Source organism: Pseudomonas paralactis (genome assembly GCF_001439735.1).
Classification (GTDB): Bacteria; Pseudomonadota; Gammaproteobacteria; order Pseudomonadales; family Pseudomonadaceae; genus Aquipseudomonas; species Aquipseudomonas paralactis.
On record NZ_JYLN01000008.1, the window covers coordinates 76,048 to 101,022 of the forward strand.

Below are 24,975 nucleotides of genomic sequence, written 5' to 3' on the forward strand. Positions count from 1 at the left end.
CAATAATGGCAAAAAGCTACATGCTCGTCGTTTTCAGAATGGTCGAGGTCGATCTGGTCGGCCCCATAGCACGGAACAACGCCAATGCACGCTGATCCGCCGCATAGGCCACATTGATGCGCAGCCAGTCGCTACGCTCTGCGGTGGGGCTGAACAGCGCCCCGGGCGACAGCAGCACGCCGAGCCGCCGCGCACAGGCCTGCAGCCGCAACGGATCCGGGATGCCCGGTCGCGCCCACAGGAACATACCCCCTGCCGGAACGGCAAAGACCTGCCACTCTTCATCCTCCAGCACCTGCAAAGTTGCAGCCATCTGCGCATTCAGGTGCTTGCGCAGGCGCTGCACCCACTTACGGTAAGTGCCGTTGCTCAACAACGTTGCCACCATGGCTTCGGCAAAGCGCGAGGTTCCGATACCGGTCAGGGTCTTGAGATGAGCCAATTGTTCAATGAGCGTGGCACTGGCGCAGAGGTAGCCCACGCGCAGGGCGCTGCTCAGGGTCTTGGAAAAACTCGACACATAGATCACTCGGTCATCGTGGTCCAGCGCCGACAAGCGCGTACAACTGGCATGTTGCAGGTCGCCGTACACATCCTCTTCGATGATCAGGAAATCCCGCTCGCGCGCCAGTTCCAATAACCGCTGCGCCACCGTACGGCACAGGCTGGTGCCGGTAGGGTTGTGATACAGGCTATTGATGAACAGGCACTTGGGCCGATGGGTTTGCAGCAGCCCTTCCAAGGCAGGAAGATCCGGGCCGCCACGGGCGCGCGGGACCTCCAGCAGCGTGACACCTTGAAAGGCCAGCTGGCGATAGAGGTTGCCATACCCGGGTGTCTCGACCACCACCTCATCACCGGCCTTGAGCAAGGTGCGTATCAGCAAGTCCTGGGCATGGCTGGCACCGTGGGTGGTGAGAATACAGTCCAGGCTGGTGGTTACGTGAATCTGGGTCAGACGCTTGAGCAGTTGCTCGCGCAGGACCGGCAGCCCCAGGGGCGTACTGTAGTTGAACAAGGCCCCGGTGTCGGTACGACTGATTTCGCGGATTGCATAGCTGATGTCATCGCTTTCGCGCCAGTCGTCCGGCAGCCAGCCACACCCCAGTTTCAACTCGCCGATGGGACTGTCGGTAAAAGAACCCCATCCCTGCTCCGCGCCTTCATACCAGTGGCGTTCATGGGTAACCGCAGGTTGCGCCACCACGAACCCCGAGCCGTGCCTGGTGGCCAGCAGCCCCTGGGCCACCAACCGCTCGAACGCCTCAATCACGCTGGACTGGCTCAGCAGGTTGTCGAGGGCCAATTGCCGAATGGACGGCAAGCGCGTTCCGGGGCTCACCCCTTCCTTGCGAATCCAATGCGCCACCGCGCTGACGATTTGCTGAACAACCGGTACCAGGGCCTGTCGATCGATCCCTAAATCCATGAGCCACTCACTTGAACTGTCTGTTAACCCAAAACAGTTAAGCACAGAAGCTCGCCAAAACCGGCCACCAAGATTTATTAAAGTATTGATTTTATTAGATTATTTACCTACTGATACATATTCGGGCAAGGCCCACTGCCCGCTATGGAAACGCCCCACAGCACCTCGCCCTGTTTCGAACACTGTGGCACTCGCCTTCCTAGATCGCCGTCGCGCCGCCATCCACCGCCAGGGACTGGCCAGTGGTAAAGGCGGCACCATCACTGCACAGGTACAACACGGCGCTGGCGACCTCCTCAACCTTGCCGATGCGCCCGACCGGATGCATGGCCGCCGCAAATTCGGCTTTGCGCGGGTCGGCCTCGTAGGCGCGGCGAAACATGTCGGTATCGATCACTGCCGGGCAAACCGCGTTCACGCGGATCTTCTTTTTCGCATATTCGATGGCTGCCGACTTGGTCAGGCCGATCACGGCGTGTTTGGACGCCGCATAGATGCTCATCTTCGGTGCCGCCCCCAGCCCGGCCACCGATGCCGTGTTGACGATCGCTCCGCCGCCCTGGGCCAACAACAACGGCAACTGATACTTCATGCACAACCATACGCCTTTGACGTTAACCCCCATGATCGCATCGAACTCATCCAGGCTGCCGTCGGCCAGCTTGCCTTTCTCGATCTCAATCCCGGCGTTGTTGAAGGCATAGTCCAGTCGTCCATAGGTGGCGACCGTCTGCGCCATCAATTGCTGCACGTCCGTTTCGAGCGTGACGTTGCACCGCACAAACACCCCTTCGCCACCGGCCTGCCGGATCAGTGCGACAGTGCCCTCGCCCCCCGCCACGTCGAGGTCGGCAACGACCACCTTCAAGCCTTCGGCCGCGAACGCCAGCGCAGTGGCGCGACCAATACCCGCAGCGGCGCCGGTTACCAGGGCGACCTGGCCAGAAAATGTCATGCTCATGGGAATTGTCCTGTGGGAGTAGTAGCGGTGGCGCGAGTCTAGTCAACGCGGGGAGTAACGCGTCATCACTATCAGGAGGCCGGTTGGCGCTGCATGAATCGCAGTGATAAGCCTACCCGGCAGATTATCAGCGACGCCTATCGACGGGCATTCGCCTCCCACGGATAACCTTGCCCTTCGGTTACTGAAGGGCTATCACTCATGATTCATTTCCAACGAGTCCTTGCCATGACCGCCCAGACCAACCGCCAATTCCTGCTCGCCAAACGCCCGGTCGGTGCGGCCACGCGAGAAACCTTCACCTACCAGGAAGTGCCGGTGGGTACGCCTGCCGACGGCCAGGTGCTGGTGCGCAATGAATACCTGTCCCTCGACCCGGCCATGCGTGGCTGGATGAATGAGGGCAAATCCTACATCCCGCCGGTGGGCATCGGCGAAGTGATGCGGGCGCTGGGCGTAGGCAAAGTGATCGCCTCGAACCATCCAAGCTTTGCAGTGGGGGACTACGTAAATGGCGCCCTGGGCGTACAGGATTATTTCCTCGGCGAGCCCCGTGGTTTTTACAAGGTCGATCCCAAGCTTGCGCCCCTGCCGCGTTACCTTTCAGCCTTGGGCATGACCGGCATGACGGCTTACTTCGCCCTGCTGGAGACCGGTGCGCCGAAAGCCGGTGACACCGTGGTCATTTCCGGCGCCGCGGGTGCCGTGGGCAGCATCGCCGGGCAGATCGCCAAAATCAAAGGCTGCCGAGTGGTGGGGATTGCCGGCGGTGCCGACAAATGCAAGTTCTTGCTGGATGAGCTGGGCTTTGACGCCGCCATCGACTACAAAAGCGAAGACGTACCGGCCGCCCTCAAGCGCGAGTGCCCCAAGGGCGTGGACGTCTATTTCGATAACGTCGGCGGCGATATTCTCGACGCCGTGCTCAGCCGCCTGGCACTCAAAGCCCGTGTGGTGATTTGTGGTGCGATCAGCCAATACAACAACAAGGAAGCCGTCAAAGGCCCGGCCAACTACTTGTCGTTGCTGGTCAACCGCGCGCGCATGGAGGGGTTTGTGGTGATGGACCACGCGGCAAACTTCGCGGCGGCCGGGCAGGAAATGGCCGGCTGGATGGCCCAGGGCAAGCTCAAGAGCAAGGAAGATATTGTCGAGGGGCTGGAGACATTCCCGGAGACACTGATGAAGCTGTTCAGCGGTGAGAACTTTGGAAAGCTGGTGCTAAAAGTCAGCTGACACGCCATAGCCCCAAATGTAGGGGGCAAGCCCAGGGCCAGCGTAGGAGCGAGCTTGCTCGCGAAAAGCTCACAGACGCCGCGCTCATTCAGGGAATACGCGTTATCGTTGACGTTTTTCGCGAGCAAGCTCGCTCCTACAGGTATCAGGCGATTTCTGAAACGACTGCAGCCAGTGCTTTGGCCGGATCCGCCGCCTGGCTGATCGGACGGCCGATCACGAGGTAATCTGAACCGGCATCCAGAGCCTGGCGCGGAGTCAGGATACGGCGTTGGTCATCCTGCGCGCTGCCGGCAGGGCGAATGCCCGGCGTCACCAATTGCAATGTCGGGTGGGCGTTTTTCAGGGCCCGGGCTTCGAGGGCCGAGCACACCAGGCCGTCGAGGCCGGCTTTCTGCGCCAGCGCCGCCAGGCGCAGCACCTGCGTCTGAGGCTCGATATCCAGGCCGATGCCGGCCAGATCTTCACGCTCCATGCTGGTCAGCACAGTCACGCCGATCAGCAGTGGTTTGGGGCCGCTGCGCTGTTCCAGCACTTCGCGGCACGCGCTCATCATGCGCAGGCCACCGGAGCAATGCACATTGACCATCCACACGCCCATTTCGGCGGCAGCCTTCACCGCCATTGCCGTGGTGTTGGGGATGTCATGGAATTTCAGGTCCAGGAACACTTCAAAACCTTTGTCCCGCAGGGTGCCGACGATTTCCGCCGCGCAGCTGGTGAACAGTTCCTTGCCGACCTTGACCCGGCAAAGCTTGGGGTCCAACTGGTCAGCCAGCTTCAGTGCGGCGTCACGAGTGGGGTAATCCAGGGCGACGATGATAGGAGTCTGGCAGACGGACATTGGAATAGGCTCTCAGGCAAGTCGAAATCGGCGCGGATTGTAGCGCAAGCAGCGCCGTTGCGGGATCCGATGATCGGTAAATACTGATCAAGTGCCCGATCCACGTTGTTTGGAGCATTTGTTTCAATGCCGATACATTCACGACACGCCCTCAACACGCCGCCCGGCTAGCCTCGCGTACACAATCGCCCGCCCAGCATTTCCAGCCATGGTGCTGGGCGCCTATGCTGACAGCACTACTCAGGCAGATGATCGCACTATGCAGACCCCTTCCGTCCCCGTAAACGAAGAGCCTAAAGGCACGACGATCGCCGAAGACAAACGCTGGACCACCCGTGCGCTGATCGTCGACGACGACGTGCCGATCCGCGAACTGCTGATCGACTACCTGGCGCGCTTCAATATCCTGGCCTCGGGCGTCACCGACGGCACCGCCATGCGCCAAGCCATGCAGGCCGAAACCTTTGACGTGGTGGTACTGGACCTGATGCTGCCGGGCGAGGACGGGCTGTCGCTGTGCCGCTGGCTGCGTGCCGAGTCGGACATTCCGATCCTGATGCTCACCGCCCGCTGCGAACCCACCGACCGCATCATCGGCCTGGAACTGGGCGCCGATGACTACATGTCCAAACCCTTCGAACCGCGAGAGCTGGTGGCCCGTATCCAGACCATCCTGCGCCGGGTGCGCGATGACCGCACCGAGCAACGGGCCAACATCCGCTTCGACACCTGGCGCCTCAACAGCGTACTGCGTCAGTTGGTGGCCGATGACGGCCTGGTGGTGCCGCTGTCCAACGCCGAGTTTCGCTTGCTGTGGGTGTTCATCGAACGCCCGCGCCGCGTATTGAGCCGCGAGCAACTGCTGGATGCGGCCCGTGGTCGCTCCATCGAAGCCTTTGATCGCAGCATCGATTTGCTGGTATCACGCCTGCGCCAGAAACTGGGGGATGACCCCAAGGCCCCGCAGTTGATCAAGACCGTACGCGGCGAAGGCTACCTGTTCGACGCCCGGGATATCGGTTGATGCGCGCCACCTTCAATACGCTGTTCGGGCGACTGTTCGGCCTATTGCTGGTCGCCATTGTGCTCGCCCATGTACTAGCGATCTTCTGGTTCCACCACTACGGCAGGCCGCCGCCCCCGCCTCCCGAGGCGTTCGTCGAACAACCGGACGGCACCCTCAAACCACTGCACAAGGAACCTCGCCCCTGGTTTAGTGGCCCGTTGGTACCGCTGACGTTTCAATTTATCTCGCTGATCATCGCTGCCTGGTACGGCGCCAAACTGCTGAGCCGGCCGATCCAGCGCCTGAGTGCCGCAGCCGAGCGCTTGAGCGTCGACCTCGACAGCCCGCCGCTGGTGGAGTCGGGCCCGCGCGAGGCCAGACAAGCGGCCTCAACCTTCAACCTGATGCAAAAGCGCATCCGCGAACAAGTCAGCCAGCGAGCGCGTATGCTCGGCGCAGTCTCTCACGACCTGCGCACCCCGCTATCACGCCTCAAACTGCGCCTGGAACAGATCGAAGACACCAAGCTGCAAGGCCAGATGCGCCAGGACCTGGACGACATGATCGGTATGCTCGACGCCACCCTGAGCTACCTGCACGAACAACGCACCAGCGAAACGCGGCATTGGCTCGACGTGCAGGCGCTGGTGGAATCCCTCAGCGAGAACGCCCAGGACCAGGGCCGCGACGTACAATTTTCAGGTACCTGCACGCCCTTGCAAGTGCAACCCATGGCCCTGCGCTCATGCCTCAACAACCTGATCGACAACGCGTTACGCTACGCCGGCATGGCCCGGGTAGAACTGGCCGACAGCCGTGGCGCATTGGTAATCCGGGTGATCGATAACGGCCCGGGGATCGCCGCCGATAAACGCGAAGCGGTATTCGAACCCTTCTTCCGCCTGGAGGGATCGCGCAACCGCAATTCCGGAGGGGTCGGTTTGGGGATGACCATAGCCAAAGAGGCAGTCGAACGGCTTGGCGGGCACCTGAGCCTGGAGGACACACCGGGGGGTGGATTGACTGCGGTGATGTGGTTGCCGAGGGGCTGAGCTTCTCTCTTCTATACGACTCTGTAGCATGCCGCTCAACGGTAACCACGATGCGAAGCGAGCCGCTCTTGATCTTGCTCTTGATCTGCTTTTGATCTCAGGCGCCCCGTCAAACCACGCTGGCCGGAATTCGACAGGGATTTGGGGGGTAAACCGGCAGGGATGCCGGTTTAGCCGCCCCGCGCCATGGATGGCGCGTGGCGGCGGCCCCCCAAATCACTGGCGGATTACGGGCACACCGAGCCTAAGCGAGGTGCCGAGTGGTGGGGCAAGAGCGTTTTGCTTACTTTTGCGCTTTTCAAAAGTGAGCCGCCGTAAGGGCGGAACCCATAGCAGCCGTGACCCAAATAACGGATATGCACTCGATCAAAGCCCAACATCCTGGCCAGCCCCAAGGCCGCCATCGGGGGCAAGCCCCCTCCCACATGATGCCCAACCCCTCAATTACACGGCTTGTCATCACGACGCACTTGCGCCTGAGTAGCACTCCAGTCCGTCAGCAGGCTATAGGCCACCGCCAACAAAGTCGGCCCAATAAACAACCCGATAAAGCCAAAGGCAATCAACCCCCCAAACACCCCCAACAACACAATCACCAACGGCAGATTACCGCCACGACTGATCAGGTATGGCTTGAGCACGTTGTCTACCCCGCTGATCACAAACGTCCCCCACACCCCCAGGAACACCGCATACGTGTAATCCCCCTTCCACGCCAGCCACGCCGTGGCCGGAATCCACACCAACGGCGGCCCCATGGGAATCAGGCTGAGCAGGAAAGTAACAATACCCAGCACCAGCGCGCCCGGCACGCCGGCGATCAGGAAGCCGATCAACGCCAGCAAGGCCTGGGCCGCCGCAGTACCGATCACACCGTTGACCACCCGCTGCACCGTACCGGCCACCAGCTCAATGTAATAGCCGGCACGTTCGCCGATCAGCCGTTCCAGCAAACGGTGCACAAACATCGCCAGGCGCGGACCATCGCGGTAGAAAAAGAACACGAAGACCAGGCTCAGGGTCAGCTCAAGAATACCGCCGCCAATTTGCGCACTGCGTGCCAGCAACCAGTTGCCGACCTGGCCGAGGTACGGCTTGATGCTGACCATCAACGCTGCGCCCTGTTGATCAATGCTGTCCCACATCGCCACCAGGCGCTCGCCGACAAACGGGATCGAGCCCAACCATGTCGGCGCCTCGGGCAAGCCGTCGACCTGGATATCCTTGATCAGCGCCACCGCATCACGCACATGGTCGGCCAGGTTGAACCCCAGCCACACCAGCGGCACCGCCACCAATAACATCCAGCCCAACGTCAGGATGCCGGCGGCCAGGGATTCCCGCCCGCCCAGCCAGCGAGTGAGCAAACGCATCAGCGGCCAACTGGCAAATGCCAGCACCGCGCCCCAGAACAGCGCCGACCAGAACGGCGCCATGACCCAGAAGCTGGCACCGAACAGCACCAGCAGCAGGATTTGCACCAGCAGGCGATCGTTATTGAGCATCGGGTATCTCGAGAATAAGGCTGTAGGAAGAGAGCTTAGGCGAACGGCACGGGTCCGTTCGCCTTGTAACGGTCAGCGTATCAGATGCAGGTGCAAACCCTTAGCGTCACCGCTGCCGGTTTCCAGGCGTGCGGCGCGCACGCCCCTGTCGACCAGGGCCTGGCGCCAGGCCTCGGCTTTCGGGCCGGTCAGGCTTACACGCAGGGTGGTATCCAGGTTCAATCCCCGGGAAATCAAGGTCAGCCACGTATCATCAGGCTCGGCGGCCAACGCAGGCAAGTCCAGCTCGCCCGTACTTTTAAGCTCTCGCAACAGGGTGGCCGAGGTGGGCAGCAAATGACCCAAGGGCGCGTTGGCGTCGAGTTGTTCCACATGCAGGTAGGCGCGTCGGTTGCCGCGGGTGATGCCGTACAGCGCGACCAGCGAGTTGTCCTGCGGGGCGGCCAGGCGCAGCAGCAGGTATTCCTGCTGGCCGTCGGCCCCCACTAACTTGGCGTTGCCGAACACTTCATTGGCCCACAGGCTGCTCTCGCCGCAATCGCGGGCCTGGCACCAGAACAACAGCTGCGCGCCCTTGGCCTGCAAGGCTTCGCGCGTTGCGGTAAAGGCGGCGCTGGAGCTGTGCTCCGCGGGCAATTCATAGGTGATGGCAGTGGCTTGGCCACGCGCGATGGCCTGGCCTTCATAACGCAACTGGCCGCTGATCTTGCGGATTGCGCCCATGGGGTAGATGCGTTCCTTTTCTTCAGCGGGGCGATAATCGACGATTTGCGCGTCTACCTGGCGGGACACGGCAGGTAAATCCTGGCTGCCCGGCACATCGGCGGCAAACACCAGGGGGCTGAAACAACAAAGGCCAAGGGCACGGATACATCCTTTACCCAGGCTCATCGGATTGATGAGCCCTGGCCAATGGTGGTCACAGCAGTATTGAGTGTGTTCATGGTTGACTCCCTTTCAATCCGCCCAGCCTCGGCAGTTGACCCCGCCAAGTCAAGGCGTGGAGAAGAACCGATTGAAACAGTCTGCAACAAGAGCGGCGCCGGACTCATCATTCAGGTGCAAATGATGGCCACCTGGCAGCGTGGTAACGCTGAAGGGTAGCTGAGAAAGCAATTCGGGATGTTTCGCCAACATACCATCAGCCGCCACCACCAACTGCGCTGGGCAACTTACGCGCCGCACGAAAGCCATGGCCTGTTCATCGGTCAGACGCACCGGCGATGCCAGGGTCAGGCGACTGTCGCTGCGCCAGGTGTAACCACCCGGCACCGGCATCAAACCGCGCTGGGCCAGCAGTTGCGCCGCCTCACGACTGACCGCCACCACGCCTTTCATGCGTGCTTCAACCGCTTTTTCGAGGGTGTTGTAAACCGGCTTGCGCTTGTCCTGCAGGTTCAGTTGCGCCTGCAAGGCCATGCCCAGACGCTCGGCTGCATTCTCGCCACTGGCGGTCGGAGGGATCACACCATCGATCAAACCCAGGTGCGTCACTCGCTCCGGCAGCGCCCCGGCCAACACCAGCGAGACGATAGCGCCCAGGGAGTGGCCAAGTAATGCAAAACGTTTCAATTCCAGTTGTTCGGCCACCTGCAGTACGTCGTAGACGTAATCCCACAAGGCATAACCGGCCCCTGCCGGACGATGAGCCGAATGCCCGTGCCCCGCCATATCCAGAGCGATAATGCGCAACCCGTGCAGCTTCGGCGCCAGGCGCGCAAAGCTGTTGGCGTTGTCCAGCCAGCCATGCAGGGCAATCACCGGCAGGCCGTCCTCGGGCCCGAACAGGTGCGCGGCCAATTCGATATGCGCAAGGCTCAGGCGGACTTCTTCGACCGGCGTACTCATGCGCAATTGCGCTCGCGGGCTTGCCAGCGGGCGAACAGGTTCTTGATCAAGGCCGCCGTGTCCTGGGGGCGTTCCAGAGGGAACATATGACCACCCGGCATGGTGAGTATTTCGCCCATGGGCAAGCGGTCGACGCCGCTGGCATGGTGACGCATGACCACTCGGCTCTGACGACCACGTACCACGGCCAGCGGCACTTTAAGCTGGCGTACCTGGCCCGGGCTGGTGTGCGGCACGCCGCGGTAGATGCTGATTTCAGTAGCGGGGTCGAAGCGCAGGCGCAGACGGTCGCCGACTTGCTGCAGGCCATGCTGCAAATACGCGTCAAAACATTCGGGGTCGAAGCCACGAAACAGGGTCTTGCCGGCGAAGTAACTGCGCGCGGTGTCCAGGTCGGTGAATTCTTCACGTCGGCCAAGGGTGCGCCCGGCCGGTGTCAGTCGATCGATAAAACCAAAGCGCTTGGCGGCGCGGATCACCCAGCGGTCGGCACGGGTGAGCACTGGCGAATCGAGCATCACCACGCCACGGTACAACTGCGGGCAACGCATGGCCGCGTGCAGGTGCAGCACGCCACCGAGGGAATGGCCGACGCCCCACACGGGCTCCGGCTGTTGCTCAAGGTGGTGGATCAACTCGTCCACCAGGTTCTGCCAGTTATCATCCACCGGGAACCTGGGGTCGTGACCGTGCTGCGGCAAATGCGCCACCGCATATTCCGGGGCCAGCGCGGCGAACAGCTTGCCGTAAGTGGCCGAAGGGAAGCCATTGGCGTGGGTAAAAAACACGTGCTGCGACATACAGGTTCCATCGATAAAAACAGAGGTTGATTGTCACCATGCCAGTCCTCTACAGCAATGACTGTAACTGCCAGGAATGATGACACTCACGCCACGCCTATCGCGCCGGCGGATTTTCGCCCAGCGGCACCACGGCCATGGTCAGGCGCGAGACGCAACTGGCCTTGCCATCATCGCTGCTCAGGCGGATGTCCCATACCTGGGTTGTGCGCCCGATATGGATAGCCTTGGCCACCGCCGTCACCCGCCCGCTGCGCACGCCACGCAGATGATTGGCATTGACCTCAAGGCCCACGCAATAGAATTTGCTGGCATCGATGCACAGGTAAGCAGCCATGGAGCCGACGCTCTCGGCCAGCACCACCGAGGCGCCACCGTGCAGCAGGCCGTAGGGCTGATGAGTGCGGTGATCAACCACCATGCTGGCAGTGAGGGAGTGCTCGTCGAAGCTTTCGAAACGAATATCCAGCAACTCACCAATGGTGTTTTTCTGGATCGCGTTGAGTTGATCGATATTCGGTTGGGTGCGCCACAGGCTCATAGGGTTGTCCTTGTTGGTTTTATTACGGCCCTAATCCTGCCACAGAACGGCTTCGGCGCGCTCGCTCCAACTGTGCAATTGTGCCCCGTACGTCGACTCGATCACGTTGCGCTTGATCTTCAAAGTCGGCGTGAGAAAGCCGTTTTCCACCGCCCAACTGTCTTTCACCACCACTAATTGGCGCAAGCGCTCATGCTTATCCAACCCGGCGTTGACCTGTGCCAGCCAGTGTTCAAGGTGGGTTTCAAGCGTTTGCCGGTCCTGGCCCTGAGCGGATAACACGCATAGCCCGATCGGTGCGCCAAGCCCTTCGCCGACCACACAGACCTGTTCGATGCTTGCGTGTTCGGCCAGGCGATTTTCAATCGGCGCCGGAGCCACGTATTTGCCTTTGCTGGTCTTGAAAATTTCCTTGAGGCGCCCGGTCAAGCGCAGACGGCCCTCTGCGTCCTGCTCACCCTTGTCGCCGGTACGCAGGAAGCCATCTTCGGTGAGCGTCTCGGCGGTTTTTTGCGGGTCCTTGAAGTAGCCCAGCATGGTCGCGCCGCTGCGCACCTGCACTTCGCCTGATGGGTCGATGCGCACTTCCACGCCTGGGCATGGCAGGCCGATCCAACCCAGCTTCTGGGCGCCGGGGCGGCACACATGGGAATAGCCGCAGTTTTCACTCATGCCATACACTTCCAGCACGTCCAGGCCCAGGCGCTGATACCAACGCAGCAAGGCCTCGGGCACCGGTGCCGCGCCGGACAGGGCAATACGCAGCGCATCCAGCCCCAGGCCCGCCAGCACCTTATGACCGACACGCTTGCCGATAAAAGGCAGGCGTAACAGGGTGTCGAGGCGTTTTTCCGGCAGCTTGGCGTAGACACCCAACTGAAACCGGGTCCAGATACGCGGCACGCCAAACAAGGCCGTCGGCCGTGCCCTGCGCAAATCTGTCAGGAAGGTTTCCAGGCTTTCAGCGAAAAATACGGTTTGTCCGGTATAGATCGACGCCATTTCCACAAACATGCGTTCGGCCACATGGCACAGCGGCAGGTAAGACAGCAGCCGATCACCCTCCCCCAAGCCAAACAACTCGGTCCCGCGAGTGGCGGCGAAGCCCAGTGCCCCGAACGTTTGCATCACACCCTTCGGCAAGCCGGTCGTTCCGGAGGTATAGACGATGGTGGCCAGTGTCGAGGCAACGCACTCGGGGTTGTCCTGGATCGGTGAGCAGCCTTGCAGATCAGCCCAACTAAAATCGAAACGCCCTGCCGGGCACAGCGGCAGGCTGATGGTCGCCACACCCGCCGGAATGCCCGGCGCCATGGCCGGCCAGTCATCCAGCTTGCCGATCAACGCCAGCGCCGCCTCGGAATGGGTCAGCACATGAGCAACAGAATCGGCGGTAAGGTTGGGATAAAGCGGCACCGACACATGCCCGGCCATCCAGATCGCCAGATCGGCAATTATCCAGTGCGCGCAGTTTTTCGAAATCAGAGCAATGTGCGAACCCGGCGGCAACTCCCGAGCGCGCAACCAGTGAGCGGCACAACGGGCCTGATGGCCGACGTCCCCCCAGGTAAGCGTCTGCACCTCGCCACCGTCCATGGGCTGCACCAGAAAAACCTTACGCGGATGCCGCGCTTCACGCTCGAAGAAGACCTGCAACGGCAAACGAAAAGCGACAGGCATGGGACGCGCTCCTTTGTGATCCGAGATACAGCCAACCAAGCACTTGCTTGGTTGACTGTATAGCACACACAAAGCCAAAGGCCTGCTAAGCGAAGTAAAGCAGCGACCAACCGTAACCACGATGCGAAGCGAGCCGCTCTTGCTCTTGATCTGCTTTTGATCTTGATCTTAGGCGCCCCGTCAAACCACGCTGGCCAGAATCCGACAGGGCAGAGCCCTAAGTGGCCTTTGCCTAAATAACGGATATGTACTCGATTTGATCCAACATGCTGGCCGGTCCTAAGGCCGCCATCGGGGCATAGGTATCTACACAACTCTTTGGTGCGACGCCGGACTTGTGGGAGGGGGCTTGCCCCCGATGGCGGCCTGGCAGCCGGTCAGGATGTTGGATCAAATCGAGTACATATCCGTTATTTGGGTAACGGCTGCTATGGGTTCCGCCCTTACGGCGGCTCACTTTTGAAAAGCGCAAAAGTAAGCAAAACGCTCTTGCCCCACCACTCGGCACCTCGCTTAGGCTCGGTGTGCCCGTAATCCGACAGTGATTTGGGGGGCCGCCGCCACGCGCCATCCATGGCGCGGGGCGGCTAAACCGGCATCCCTGCCGGTTTACCCCCCAAATCCCTGTCGAATTCCGGCCAGCGTGGTTTGACGGGGCGCCTAAGATCAAGATCAAAAGCAGAGCAAGAGCAAGAGCGGCTCGCTTCGCATCGTGGTTAGCGTCGGCAGCGGCTACAAAAGTTGTGTAGATACCCATGGCCATCGGGGGCCCCCCTCCCACATTTGGACCCCAGCACATCAGATATAGATTCGGCGACTTACACGCCGTCATGGGAGCAAGCTCCCTCGCCACAGGCTCAGCCTCGCCCCTTATGCCGTGGGATTCTTCACCCCCACAAGGCTCATCAACCCCGCCAACGGAAAGTCCCCCTCAAGCTCCGCCAGGCTCGCCGTATACATCGGCTGCGGCTGACGCTGATGCCCATGCTGCAAAAAACTGATCAAGCTGCCCACCAAAGGCTGATGGCTGACCAGCAACACGTTGTCATCAGTATCAAGTTCCCTCAGCACCTGCTGAACATCACCATCGGGCGTCAACCACGGCACCGTGCGAATGGCCGGCTCGAACCCCAACGCTTCGCGCACCAATTGAGCCGTCTGCTGCGCCCGTACGTAAGGGCTGGCGATGATGGCACTGAGCGGCTGCCCGATCAGGTGCGCTGCACTGCGCAATACTTCGGCACGGCCATGCTCGGTGAGGTTGCGTTCGGCATCCGTACGAGCGTGCCCTTGGGCCTCGCCGTGGCGCAAAACCCACAACTTCATAGCTTCGGCTCTTCATCACGCACCGGATGCGGTGCCGGCGGTACGCTGTGGGCGACCTCGCCTTCGGGTGCGCGCGGAGTTGGCCAATCGGCAAACGGCCAAGGCTTTTGGTCGGTGTGGAAGCTGCCAAAGCGACCGATCTGCGCCAGGAACTGACTGAGGCTGTCGCCAAAATTCATCAGGCCCAGGTTCGGCGCACCGTAGACAAGCCGGTAAATCAGTTGCACCACCACCAACGCGCCGAGCAGGAATTGCGCCACCTGCCACACCAGCGCAAACACCAGCATCCACAGGATACGCAAGGCAATCGACTCATATTTGGGGGCTGCTTTCGGATCGTTCATGGCGCGTTCCTCAGTTGAAACCACTGGTGGAAATAAAGTCGACATCGGTCTTGGGTTCGGCCCGCATCAACAACTCGATGACCTGTTCCAAGGTGCGCCCTTCGAACAGGATCGCGTGCAAACCGGCGACCAGCGGCATATACACGCCCACTTCCTGGGCCTTGGCTTTCAGTACCTTGAGGGTGTTGACCCCTTCGGCCACTTCGCCAAGGCGGGTCACGGCGTCTTCCAGGCTCAGCCCTTGGCCCAGGGCAAAACCTACCTGATAGTTGCGGCTTTTGGGCGATGAGCAGGTGACGATCAAGTCGCCCACACCCGCAAGGCCCAGGAACGTCATCGGGTTGGCGCCCTGGTTCACCGCAAAGCGGGTCATCTCGGCCAGCGCGCGGGTGATCAGCATACTTTTGGTGTTTTCCCCCATGCCCAGGGCAACGGCCATGCCGGCAATGATGGCGTAGACGTTTTTCAGCGCCCCGCCCAACTCGACGCCAAAGCGATCGGCGCTGGCGTAAACCCGGAAGGTACGGCCATGCAGCACGGCCTGTACCCGCTCACACAAGGCTTCGTCTTCACTGGCGACCACCGTGGCGGTCAAGGCGTGTTCGGCCACCTCCCGCGCCAGGTTCGGCCCGGACAGCACGCCAATGCGCGCCCGTGGGGCAATCTCGGTGAGGATTTCACTCATCAACTTGAACGTCTGAGCCTCGATGCCTTTGGTCAAGCTGACCAGCAACTTGCCGGCCAGGCGCTCGGCGTGCGGCGCCAACACTGAGCGCAAGGCGCTGGAGGGCAGCGCGACAAAGCACAGGTCGCAGGCGGTGAGGGTTTCCAGCAGGTCGGTGACCGGCTCGACGGCCGGATGAATCTTGATGCCTTTAAGGTAACGGGGGTTTTCCCGGTGCACGCGGATGGCTTCAGCCTGCTCGGGGTCACGCATCCACTGACGTACGGCATGGCCGTTCTCGGCCAGCAGGTTAGCCACGGCGGTGCCAAAACTTCCGCCTCCCAGGACCGCAATAGGGCGCTGTTGAGTCATATGCAATCCGTTAATCCATACCAATGGCGATGGCGGCATTATACGGGGCGCCCGGCTTGCGGCCAGCCCCCGTATCAATTCGGGCACTTGTCGGAAAATGCCACGTTTGTACGAAGTAATTGCAAGTCCGACGACTGGCAAATAGCCCCACCTCAGTTAACATGGGCGGCTATCCGTCATTAACAAGGCCGTGCCGTGTACCTGGGCCCTCCTCCTCGCTCATCTCTATGGTTGATGCTGTTGTGCAGCGTACCTGCACTGGCTGACGATCTGTTTCTCGACAGCCAGCCGCTGCCGCAGGTGTTGACCGCCACGCGCCTCAAGCAATCGGCCGCCGCCGTGCCCGGCAGCATGACGGTGATCGACAGTGAGCTGATCAAGGCCAGCGGCGCCCGAGACATCGCGGAATTGCTGCGGCTGGTGCCCGGGATGATGGTCGGCTACACCACCGGCAACCAGGCGTCGGTGAACTACCACGGCACCAGCGCCAGTGATGCGCGGCGGATGCAGGTGCTGATCGACGGCCGCTCGGTGTACCGCGCCGGCCTGGCCACGGTGGACTGGAGCGATATCCCGGTAGCCATGGAAGATATCGAACGCATCGAGGTATTTCGCGGCCCCAACACCGTCAGCTATGGCGCCAACGCACTGATGGCGGTGGTCAACATCCTCACCCGTTCCCCCGCCAACAGCCAGGGCTCACGGGTGAAGGTCACCCGCGGCGAACGTGGGATCAACGACTTCTATGCCAGCCAGGGCGTGGGTTGGGAAACCGGCGATTTGCGCCTGTCCCTGTCCGGGCAGCAGGACGATGGTTTTGACAGCGACGCGGTCGGCGCCGACCGCCGTGACGGTCGGCGTCTCAACCGTTTCAGCCTGGCGGTGAGCCAGACGCTGAACGCGCAACAAAGTATCGACTGGCAACTCAATGCCAAGGAAGGCACCAATCAGCGCCCTTATACCTACACTCCGGTGTTCGACGGAATTAGTGAAGGCGGCAGCAATTCCGATGTCGTGGCCAAGGACTACGCGGGCTCTTTGCGCTGGAATTTCGATTTCAACCCCGATCACAGTCTGTATATCCAGGGTTCAGCCCAGCAATGGGACCGCCGACAGGTCTGGAAAGCCTGTGATGCCAAGGTTTCGTTCAGCCCGCAGTTGACCCAGTTGTGGCAACTCAACCCCAACTATGCCGAACTGTTGGCGCGGCACATGGATAGCTACAGCCAGGGTTCCCCGCCTCCCGGAAGCGCCGCCGAGCAGGCGTTGGCCAACCAGGTGCTGGATCAATGGAAAAACCACGGCGGCAAGGACACCGTCTGCGGTGATATCGACCAAAGCACCCGCGAAAGCCGCTACGACCTGGAGATCCAGGACACCTTCAGCCTCTCCGACAGCCTGCGCCTGGTCAGCGGCGCGAATTATCGCTATGACCGCGCCGACTCGGACACCTACTTCAATGGAACCCTGGACGACACCACCTGGCGCCTGTTCGGGCACCTGGAATGGCGGGCCAGCGAACACTGGCTGCTGCAGGGCGGCGCCATGTACGAAGACAGTCACCTGAGCGGCGACTCTCTGACGCCGCGTGTGGCGGTCAATTACCTGATCAACCCGCGTCACGGGTTGCGGGCGGTTTACTCCGAGGCGATCCGCTCGCCGGACATGTTCGAGAACAACGTCAATTGGAGCTACCGCGTCAACAACCTCAGCTCCCCGGCCTATGGGCAAAACTCCGGGCAATATTTTGTCGTGACGCGCGGCCCTGGCGACCTCGATAAAGAGTTGATGCGCTCCCGGGAACTGGGCTACAACGGGTTCTTTGCCGACCTGGGGCTGAATGTCGACGTGAAGCTGTTCTATGACGAAATCACCGACATGATCAGCTCACCGCTGCGCAACAACCAATACATCGCCAGCAACGCCAACAGCTCGCGTTTTACCGGTGCCGAATCACAATTCGACTGGCGCATGAGCAACGCCGATCGCCTGCGCCTGACCTACGCTTACGTCGATGCGGCCTCCAGCAACCCCCGGGACAAGGTGCAAACTGCGCGTAACAGCGGCTCGGCCGGTTGGCTGCGCGAGTGGGGCCAGGGGTGGTCCAGCGCAGTGTTCTACTATGGCGACGACGCCCTTAATCAGTATCGCTTCCAACGGGTCGACCTGCGCGTAGCCAAGCGCATTGCCGTGGGCAAAACCAATGTGGAGCTGGCCGGCATGTTGCAGCAACGCCTTGACGACCAGCCCACCACCTGGGCCGAAAACAATTACGACCATCGTCACGTTCTTTACTTCAGCGCGGAGCTGGACTTCTGACATGGCCGATCAGTCACGGATGACCCTCTTGCTGCCTTCACGATTGTGGCGCCGTGGCGTGCTGCTCGCGTGCCTGCTGCTGGCGGTGCCGGCGTGGAGTGCCGATATTCTGCTGACAGCTGCCGAAGACGGCGCCGGGGTGCAAGCCTTCACCCAGGCCCTTGCCCAGCAGCGCCCCGACGACCAGGTCAGCTTCACCCCACTCAAGGACTTGCCGGCACCGAGCCAATTGCCCGCCGGCACTCGCTTGATTCTCTTGGATCTGCCCAGCCTCGATTGGCGCCTGCTGGACACCCAGGGCCCGCCGACCCTGGTGCTGCGCATCAGCCGCCTGCAGGCGCAGCAACGCCTGGGCAATACGCACCCGTCCAAAATCAGCCTGTTGTGGAGCGATCCGCCGCTGGAGCGTCAACTGCGCCTGGTCGCCAACATCCTCCCGCAGGCACGACGTATTGGTGTGCTTTACGGTGCCGACAGTGAATTCCTGCTGCACGAGCTGATTGAGCTAGCCACCCCCCTGGGCCTGGAAATCGTGCCTCAGCTCTGGGACAACACCAGTGACAGCCGCCCGCTGCAAACCCTGTTCAAGAACAGCGACGTGCTGCTCGGCCTTGACGATCCGCAACTGTACAACCCCAAAACGGTAAAAAACCTGTTGCTGAGCAGCTACGCCCAACAGCTGCCACTGATCGGGCCCAATGCCGGGTTTGTCCGGGCCGGCAGCCTGGCCAGCACCTACAGCGATCAGCCCGATTGGCTCGCCGTGCTCGACCGCCTGCTGGATCACCCGCCTGCCAATTGGCCGCATACGTTGTACCCGCAACACTTCAAAGTCGTGGGCAACCCGCAAGTCGCGCGCTCACTGGGCATCGAACAGGTTGATGAAAGCGCCGTCGCCGCCCGCTTGGCCCAAGGAGAGAAACGCCCATGACCTTGCGTCGCCGTTGGGATATCAACACTCGCACCCAGCTCATTACTTTGGGCCCTGCGTTATTGTTGACCCTGCTGTTGATCAGCTTCTTTACTTTCGTGCGGATCCAGGACTTGCGCCAGGAACTGGACCACACCGGCCAATTGATCGCCAACCAACTGGCGCCCGCTACTGAATACGGCGTGATTTCCGGCAACAACGATGTGCTTGAAGCGCTGCTGCGTGCGACCTTGGCCACGCCCCACGTGCGCTTCCTGGAGATTCAGAACAGCGCCGAGAACATCCTGGTGTATGTCGAGCAGCCGTCGGAAAGACACGACCGTTCGCTGTCTGTGAAGGTGTTTCAGGCGCCAATTCGCCTGCAACACATCCAGCTCAACAATGACTTTTTCCAGGACAACCTCAACGAACCCAAGGCTCCCCGAGCCGACTACCTGGGGCGGGTGATTGTCGGCATGTCCAACGACGCGTTCAGCCAGCGCCAGCAAGAAATCCTGTTCAAGGCCGGGATCCTGGCACTGTTCGCCTTGCTGTTTACCTTCCTGCTGGCACGCCGCCTGGCGGCAAGCCTGTCGCAGCCGATCAGTGCCATGGGCCATGCGGTCAAGGCTATCCAGCAAGGCGATTACAAAACCCCGCTGCCGATTGTCGATGACTCGGAGTTGGGAGACCTCTCGCGGCATATCAACAACCTGGCCGAGGGCCTGAACCAGGCCAGTCGCGAGCAGCAACAGGCCATGGCCCAGTTGATCCAGACCCGCGAAGAAGCCGAGCGCGCAAACAACGCCAAGTCGGATTTCCTGGCGATGATGAGCCATGAACTGCGCACGCCCATGAATGGTGGCTGGGTATGCTGCAACTGCTGGAAACCACCGACATGACTGCCGAACAGACCGAGTACGCGGCGCTGGCTTCCGAGTCCACCGAGCACCTGCTCAAGGTGATCAACGATATTCTCGACTTCTCACGCATTGAGCGCGCCGCCCTGGAACTTGAACATATTGCGTTCAATCTGGCGGACCTGATCAACAGTTGCGCCCAAGCCTTCCAGCACAGTGCCCAGCAACGCGGGCTGAGCCTGGAACTGCCGATTCCGGCAGGTATGGAGGCCCTGCGGGTGCGAGGCGATCCGACGCGGATCCGGCAGATCCTGGTCAACCTGATCGGCAATGCGTTGAAATTTACCGAACGCGGCAGCGTGACCGTCGAGCCCCATTGGCAAACCCTGGACCATGAACTGGTGTGGTTCACCTGCACCGTGCGCGACAGCGGTATCGGTATTTGCGCCGAGCGCCTGGAGATGATGTTCGATGCGTTTCAGCAGGCCGACAGCTCCATTTCCAGGCGCTACGGCGGTACTGGCCTGGGCCTGCCCATCGCCCGCACGCTGGCCGAACGCATGGGGGGTACCTTGCGGGCCCAAAGCGAAGAAGGCCGGGGCTCGGTGTTTACCCTGGAAATTCCGCTGGCCATCGATCAGCAGCAAGTACAAGCCATTGCGCCCGACGCCCTCGGCAAGGCCAGTGCCGGCGATGGACGCCACGTGTTGCTGGTCGAAGACAACCCGGTCAACCGCACCGTGGTCGAAGCAATGCTGCGCAGCCTGGGCTTTGAAGTCAGCCTGGCCACCGACGGCGCCGAGGCGATCCGCAGCGCCGAAAGCCTGATTTTTACCGCTATCCTGATGGATTGCCGGCTGCCATTGATCGACGGCTACGAAGCCACTCGCCAGATTCGCCAACTGCCTGGCTGCGCCGATCTGCCGATCATCGCCCTGACGGCCAATGCCTTGCAGGGCGACCGCGAAGCCTGCCTGGCAGCCGGAATGAACGATTACCTGGCCAAGCCGTTCAAACGCACGGATTTGCAGCAAATCCTGCAACGCTGGGTGCAATAGCGCCGCGCCATCAGCCAACTGCGACTGGCGTGAAAGACGAAAGTGCGGCAGTCTTAGGCACCCGAACGGGCCGATAAACAGGTCCGGTTTAAATTTTCAGTGAACAAGTGTACATTCAGTGCCTTGCCGCTGTGACTTTCACTACAACGCAATAGTCTATGTGTAGGCTGCCGCTATGAGGCATGAACGCTTCATTCGGTTCGGGAAGATTTGCCCAACCCAGCCGCATGGGATTATTGAGGAGCTCGCATGACCAAACAAAACGCCTTTACTCGGGAAGACCTGCTGCGCTGCAGTCGCGGTGAGCTGTTCGGCCCAGGTAACGCGCAACTGCCCGCCCCGAACATGCTGATGGTGGATCGCATCACCCATATCAGCGAAGAAGGTGGCAAGTACGGCAAAGGTGAATTGGTCGCCGAGCTGGATATCACCCCGGACCTGTGGTTCTTCGCCTGCCACTTCGAAGGCGATCCTGTGATGCCAGGCTGCCTGGGCCTCGACGCCATGTGGCAACTGGTCGGCTTCTACCTGGGCTGGCAAGGCCTGCCGGGCCGCGGTCGCGCCCTGGGTTCGGGCGAAGTGAAGTTCTTTGGCCAGGTCCTGCCGACCGCCAAGAAAGTCACCTACAACATTCAAATCAAGCGCGTCCTCAAGGGCAAGCTGAACCTGGCCATTGCCGACGGTTCGGTAACTGTCGACGGTCGCGAGATCTATACTGCCGAAGGCCTCCGGGTCGGCGTATTCACTTCCACTGACAACTTTTAAGGGTTATCCGCATGCGCCGCGTCGTTATCACTGGTCTGGGCATCGTTTCTTGCCTGGGCAATGACAAAGAGACCGTCACCGCTAACCTGCGTGCAAGTCGCCCTGGCATCCGCTTCAACCCGGAATATGCCGAAATGGGTCTGCGTAGCCAGGTTTCCGGCTCCATCGACCTGCCCCTCGAAGAACTGATCGATCGCAAGATCTATCGCTTCGTCGGCCACGCTGCCGCCTACGCCTACCTGGCCATGAAAGACGCGATCGCCGATTCGGGCCTGAGCGAAGACCAGGTTTCGAACGTACGCACCGGCCTGATTGCCGGCTCCGGCGGCGCATCGACCCTCAACCAGATGGAAGCGCTGGATATCCTGCGCGAAAAAGGCGTGAAGCGCGTTGGCCCGTACCGTGTAACACGGACCATGGGCAGCACCGTTTCCGCCTGCCTGGCGACGCCGTTCGCCATCAAGGGCGTGAACTACTCGATCTCTTCCGCGTGCGCCACCAGCGCCCACTGCATCGGGACTGCCGTTGAGCAGATCCAGCTGGGCAAGCAGGACATCGTCTTCGCCGGCGGCGGTGAAGAAGAGCATTGGAGCCAGTCGTTCCTGTTCGACGCCATGGGCGCACTGTCTACTCAGTACAACGAAACCCCGGAAAAAGCCTCCCGTGCCTACGACGCCAAGCGTGACGGTTTCGTCATCGCCGGCGGTGGCGGCATGGTCGTGGTTGAAGAGCTGGAACACGCTCTGGCCCGTGGCGCCAAGATCTACGCAGAAATCGTCGGCTACGGCGCGACGTCCGACGGCTACGACATGGTGGCCCCAAGCGGCGAAGGCGCGATCCGCTGCATGCAGATGGCCATGTCCACCGTTGATACCCCAATCGACTACCTGAACACCCACGGCACCTCGACTCCGGTCGGCGACGCCAAGGAAATGGAAGGCGTGCGTGCGGTATTCGGCGACAAGGCGCCGGCCATCAGCTCGACCAAGAGCCTGTCGGGTCACTCCCTGGGCGCCGCCGGCGTTCACGAAGCGATCTACTGCCTGCTGATGATGGAAGGCAACTTCATGGCCGGCTCGGCCAACATCGACGAAATTGATCCGGTTGTGGCCGATATGCCGATCCTGACCAAGACCGTTGAAAACGCCAAGATCGACACCGTGATGAGCAACAGCTTCGGCTTCGGTGGCACCAATGCCACCCTGGTACTGAAACGCTGGCAGGGCAAGTAAGCCCCGCAGGTTGATCACATGAAAAAGCCCCGACTGGTTCGGGGCTTTTTTTTGCGTTTGATTTGAAACCGCGTCGCCTTCATCGCAGGCAAGCCAGCTCCCACCTTCGACCGCGTTCATCCTGAAGGAATACGGTCCAGTGTGGGAGCGATCTACTGCCTGCTGATGATGGACGGCTCGGCCAACATCGACGAAATTGATCCGGTTGTGGTCGATATGCCGATCCTGACCAAGACCGTTGAAAACGCCAAGATCGACACCGTGATGAGCAACAGCTTCGGCTTCGGCGGCACCAATGCCACCCTGGTACTGAAACGCTGGCAGGGCAAGTAAGCCCCGCAGGTTGATCACATGAAAAAGCCCCGACTGGTTCGGGGCTTTTTTGTGGCGATTTGATTTGAGACCGCGTCGCCTTCATCGCAGGCAAGCCAGCTCCCACCTTCGACCGCGTTCATCCTGAAGGAATACGGTCCAGTGTGGGAGCTGGCTTGCCTGCGATTGGGCCAACCCGGTTCCCCGCCCTACACCGAAAACCGCGCCACCATCGAATTCAGATCCACCGCCAACCGCGATAACTCATGGCTCGCTGCGCTGGTCTGATTAGCGCCGGTAGAGGTCTGATGCGCCAGGTCGCGGATATTCATCAAGTTACGATCCACCTCCCGCGCCACCGCCGCCTGCTGCTCCGAGGCACTGGCGATCACAAGATTGCGTTCGTTGATCAAGGTAAACGCCGAGGCAATCTCTTCCAGGGCCATGCCCGCCGATTTGGCGATCTCCAGTGTAGAGCGCGCCCGTGTATTGCTCTGCTGCATCGAGCTGACAGCCTGGTCGGTGCCCTGCTGAATCCCGCTGATCATCTGCTCGATTTCCTGGGTCGATTGCTGCGTGCGATGGGCCAGGGCACGCACTTCATCGGCGACCACCGCAAACCCGCGCCCGGCGTCACCCGCTCGCGCTGCTTCAATCGCCGCGTTCAATGCCAGCAAGTTGGTTTGCTCGGCAATCGAGCGAATCACATCCAGCACTGTGCTGATGCCATAGACCTTTTGCGCCAGCGCTTCGACCTGGGTCACATTGGCGGTCACATCGGTCGCGAGGGCTTCAATCGACACCACCGTCTGCTGCACCTGTTCACGCCCTTGCTGGGCAATGCGGTCGGATTCGCGAGACGCCTGGGACGTGGCCACGGCATTGCTCGCCACCTCCTCCACCGCCGCCGTCATCTGATTGACTGCCGTGGCCGCCTGTTCGATTTCCTGGTTCTGCTGGTGCAAACCACGGGTCGCATCCTCGGTGACGCAACTGAGCTCTTCGGAAGCCGACGCCAATTGGTGCGACGATTCTGATATGCGCCGGATAGTGTCGCGCAAGCTCTCCTGCATGCGCTTGAGCGCCTGCTGCAAGCGCGCCGGCTCGTCGCTGCCACTGAGCTTGATCTCGCCAGTTAAATCGCCGCTGGCAACGCCCTGGGCGACTTTCAACGATTGCGCCAGCGGTAGCACGATGCTACGCGTCAGCCACACGGCCAGGCCGATCGTGATCAACGCCGTGACGCCAATCATGACCATCACCCAGACCCGCGACTGGCTGAACACGTGTTGTGCCAGCCGGGCGGCCTCGTTGGCGCTGGACTTGTTCAGATTGACCAACTCACGCAGCGTCACGGCCATCTGGTCGGCCATCTGATTCATTTCGCCATTGACCACCGCAATGGCGTCCTCCAGCCGATTAGCCTTGGATAAGCCCACCACCTGCTCCTGGCGTTGCAGGTACTGCTGCTCCTCGAGCTTGAAGCGATCAAACAGCACGCGCTCCTCAGGCAAGACGATCAATGCCTCGTACACGCCTTCAGCGTGATGCAAGCCGGTTTTGATCTCGGCGATTTTCTGCTCGTTCTGCGCCACCGCCTGGGGGTCGCGGTTGACCAGCAAGCGCAACGTCAGCGCCCGAATGCGCAACACATCCTGATTCATCTCCCCCACCGCCATTACGCTGGGCAGCCAGTTGGTCTCCACCTGGTCCGACTGCTGACGCATATTAGCCATCTGCAACAGGGCAAAGCCGCCCAAGACGAACACCATCAACGCCAGCACACCAAAGCCCAGGCCGGCGCGAGGGGCGATATTCAAACTGCGGATATTCATGCCAGGGTTCCTTCCAAAAGTACTGCATCCACCTGCAGCGGGTCTCTTGGACGTTATCGGCACCTCAGGTCATTGG

General features: G+C 61.0%; 20 protein-coding genes and 3 pseudogenes. 9 read left to right on the forward strand and 14 right to left on the reverse strand.

Features of this window, described 5'->3' with window-relative positions:
* Positions 1-16 precede the first annotated feature (16 nt).
* On the reverse strand, positions 17-1,429 hold the full coding sequence (locus TX23_RS19935) for an aminotransferase-like domain-containing protein (RefSeq protein ID WP_057703691.1): 1,413 nt from the start codon (positions 1,427-1,429) through the stop codon (positions 17-19).
* 199 nt (positions 1,430-1,628) lie between these two features.
* The gene (locus TX23_RS19940; RefSeq protein ID WP_057703692.1) at positions 1,629-2,390 is read right to left on the reverse strand and encodes an SDR family oxidoreductase; all 762 of its coding nucleotides are present in this window, start codon (positions 2,388-2,390) and stop codon (positions 1,629-1,631) included.
* Between the two features lie 228 nt (positions 2,391-2,618).
* Between TX23_RS19940 and TX23_RS19945 the strand changes: the two genes are divergently transcribed.
* Entirely contained in the window at positions 2,619-3,626 is a 1,008-nt protein-coding gene (locus tag TX23_RS19945) for an NADP-dependent oxidoreductase (protein WP_057703693.1), read from the forward strand.
* 145 nt (positions 3,627-3,771) lie between these two features.
* On the opposite strand, the gene pyrF is transcribed toward TX23_RS19945, so the two are convergent.
* On the reverse strand, positions 3,772-4,470 hold the full coding sequence (pyrF, locus tag TX23_RS19950) for an orotidine-5'-phosphate decarboxylase (RefSeq protein ID WP_057703694.1): 699 nt from the start codon (positions 4,468-4,470) through the stop codon (positions 3,772-3,774).
* Positions 4,471-4,729: 259 nt separating this feature from the next.
* On the opposite strand from pyrF, the gene TX23_RS19955 reads away from it, so the two are divergent.
* Both TX23_RS19955 and TX23_RS19960 read left to right on the forward strand, forming a co-directional pair.
* Complete coding sequence (locus TX23_RS19955) at positions 4,730-5,494, forward strand: response regulator (protein WP_032877075.1); 765 nt, start codon at positions 4,730-4,732, stop codon at positions 5,492-5,494.
* The gene (locus tag TX23_RS19960) at positions 5,494-6,528 is read left to right on the forward strand and encodes a sensor histidine kinase (RefSeq protein ID WP_057703695.1); all 1,035 of its coding nucleotides are present in this window, start codon (positions 5,494-5,496) and stop codon (positions 6,526-6,528) included. The genes TX23_RS19955 and TX23_RS19960 overlap by 1 nt, the downstream gene beginning before the upstream one ends.
* 440 nt (positions 6,529-6,968) lie before the next feature.
* Here TX23_RS19960 and TX23_RS19965 read toward each other — a convergent pair whose 3' ends face one another.
* From TX23_RS19965 to TX23_RS20005, 9 genes are all read right to left on the reverse strand, one after another.
* Complete coding sequence (locus TX23_RS19965; protein ID WP_005786630.1) at positions 6,969-8,033, reverse strand: AI-2E family transporter; 1,065 nt, start codon at positions 8,031-8,033, stop codon at positions 6,969-6,971.
* Between the two features lie 72 nt (positions 8,034-8,105).
* Positions 8,106-8,924, reverse strand: coding sequence for a DUF4892 domain-containing protein (locus tag TX23_RS19970; RefSeq protein WP_057703696.1), 819 nt, complete (start codon positions 8,922-8,924; stop codon positions 8,106-8,108).
* Between the two features lie 102 nt (positions 8,925-9,026).
* Positions 9,027-9,881, reverse strand: a complete 855-nt coding sequence (locus TX23_RS19975) for an alpha/beta hydrolase (RefSeq protein WP_057703697.1) — start codon at positions 9,879-9,881, stop codon at positions 9,027-9,029.
* Complete coding sequence (locus TX23_RS19980; RefSeq protein WP_057703698.1) at positions 9,878-10,681, reverse strand: alpha/beta fold hydrolase; 804 nt, start codon at positions 10,679-10,681, stop codon at positions 9,878-9,880. Before TX23_RS19980 ends, TX23_RS19975 begins: the two co-directional genes overlap by 4 nt.
* A gap of 97 nt (positions 10,682-10,778) precedes the next feature.
* Positions 10,779-11,222: a hotdog fold thioesterase gene (locus TX23_RS19985; protein WP_057703699.1), complete on the reverse strand. Its 444-nt coding sequence runs from the start codon at positions 11,220-11,222 to the stop codon at positions 10,779-10,781.
* A 30-nt stretch (positions 11,223-11,252) separates the two neighbouring features.
* Entirely contained in the window at positions 11,253-12,902 is a 1,650-nt protein-coding gene (locus TX23_RS19990; RefSeq protein WP_057703700.1) for an AMP-binding protein, read from the reverse strand.
* Positions 12,903-13,772: 870 nt separating this feature from the next.
* On the reverse strand, positions 13,773-14,228 hold the full coding sequence (gene sixA / locus TX23_RS19995; RefSeq protein ID WP_057703701.1) for a phosphohistidine phosphatase SixA: 456 nt from the start codon (positions 14,226-14,228) through the stop codon (positions 13,773-13,775).
* Positions 14,225-14,572, reverse strand: coding sequence for a DUF4389 domain-containing protein (locus TX23_RS20000; RefSeq protein WP_057703702.1), 348 nt, complete (start codon positions 14,570-14,572; stop codon positions 14,225-14,227). The genes sixA and TX23_RS20000 overlap by 4 nt, the downstream gene beginning before the upstream one ends.
* A 10-nt stretch (positions 14,573-14,582) precedes the next feature.
* Entirely contained in the window at positions 14,583-15,608 is a 1,026-nt protein-coding gene (locus TX23_RS20005) for an NAD(P)H-dependent glycerol-3-phosphate dehydrogenase (RefSeq protein WP_057703703.1), read from the reverse strand.
* 195 nt (positions 15,609-15,803) lie between these two features.
* Between TX23_RS20005 and TX23_RS20010 the strand changes: the two genes are divergently transcribed.
* From TX23_RS20010 to TX23_RS20035, 6 genes and pseudogenes are all read left to right on the forward strand, one after another.
* Positions 15,804-17,927, forward strand: a complete 2,124-nt coding sequence (locus TX23_RS20010; protein ID WP_332873424.1) for a TonB-dependent receptor plug domain-containing protein — start codon at positions 15,804-15,806, stop codon at positions 17,925-17,927.
* A gap of 1 nt (position 17,928) precedes the next feature.
* A complete protein-coding gene (locus tag TX23_RS20015; RefSeq protein WP_057703705.1) occupies positions 17,929-18,858 on the forward strand; it encodes an ABC transporter substrate-binding protein in 930 nt (309 codons plus the stop codon).
* A pseudogene (locus TX23_RS20020) lies at positions 18,855-20,755 on the forward strand (ATP-binding protein). Before TX23_RS20015 ends, TX23_RS20020 begins: the two are co-directional and overlap by 4 nt.
* Before the next feature lie 249 nt (positions 20,756-21,004).
* On the forward strand, positions 21,005-21,520 hold the full coding sequence (fabA, locus tag TX23_RS20025; protein ID WP_003210552.1) for a 3-hydroxyacyl-[acyl-carrier-protein] dehydratase FabA: 516 nt from the start codon (positions 21,005-21,007) through the stop codon (positions 21,518-21,520).
* Between the two features lie 11 nt (positions 21,521-21,531).
* A complete protein-coding gene (gene fabB / locus TX23_RS20030; protein ID WP_012723103.1) occupies positions 21,532-22,752 on the forward strand; it encodes a beta-ketoacyl-ACP synthase I in 1,221 nt (406 codons plus the stop codon).
* Between the two features lie 144 nt (positions 22,753-22,896).
* Positions 22,897-23,085, forward strand: a pseudogene (locus TX23_RS20035) (beta-ketoacyl-ACP synthase I); the annotation flags it as partial.
* 188 nt (positions 23,086-23,273) lie between these two features.
* Here the strand turns inward: TX23_RS20035 and TX23_RS28820 are convergent.
* Together TX23_RS28820 and TX23_RS28825 are read right to left on the reverse strand one after the other, a co-directional pair.
* Positions 23,274-24,137, reverse strand: a complete 864-nt coding sequence (locus tag TX23_RS28820; RefSeq protein ID WP_407071390.1) for a methyl-accepting chemotaxis protein — start codon at positions 24,135-24,137, stop codon at positions 23,274-23,276.
* Positions 24,129-24,899 (reverse strand): annotated as a pseudogene (locus TX23_RS28825) (MCP four helix bundle domain-containing protein); the annotation flags it as partial. The gene TX23_RS28820 and the pseudogene TX23_RS28825, both read right to left, overlap by 9 nt.
* Positions 24,900-24,975: the final 76 nt, after the last annotated feature.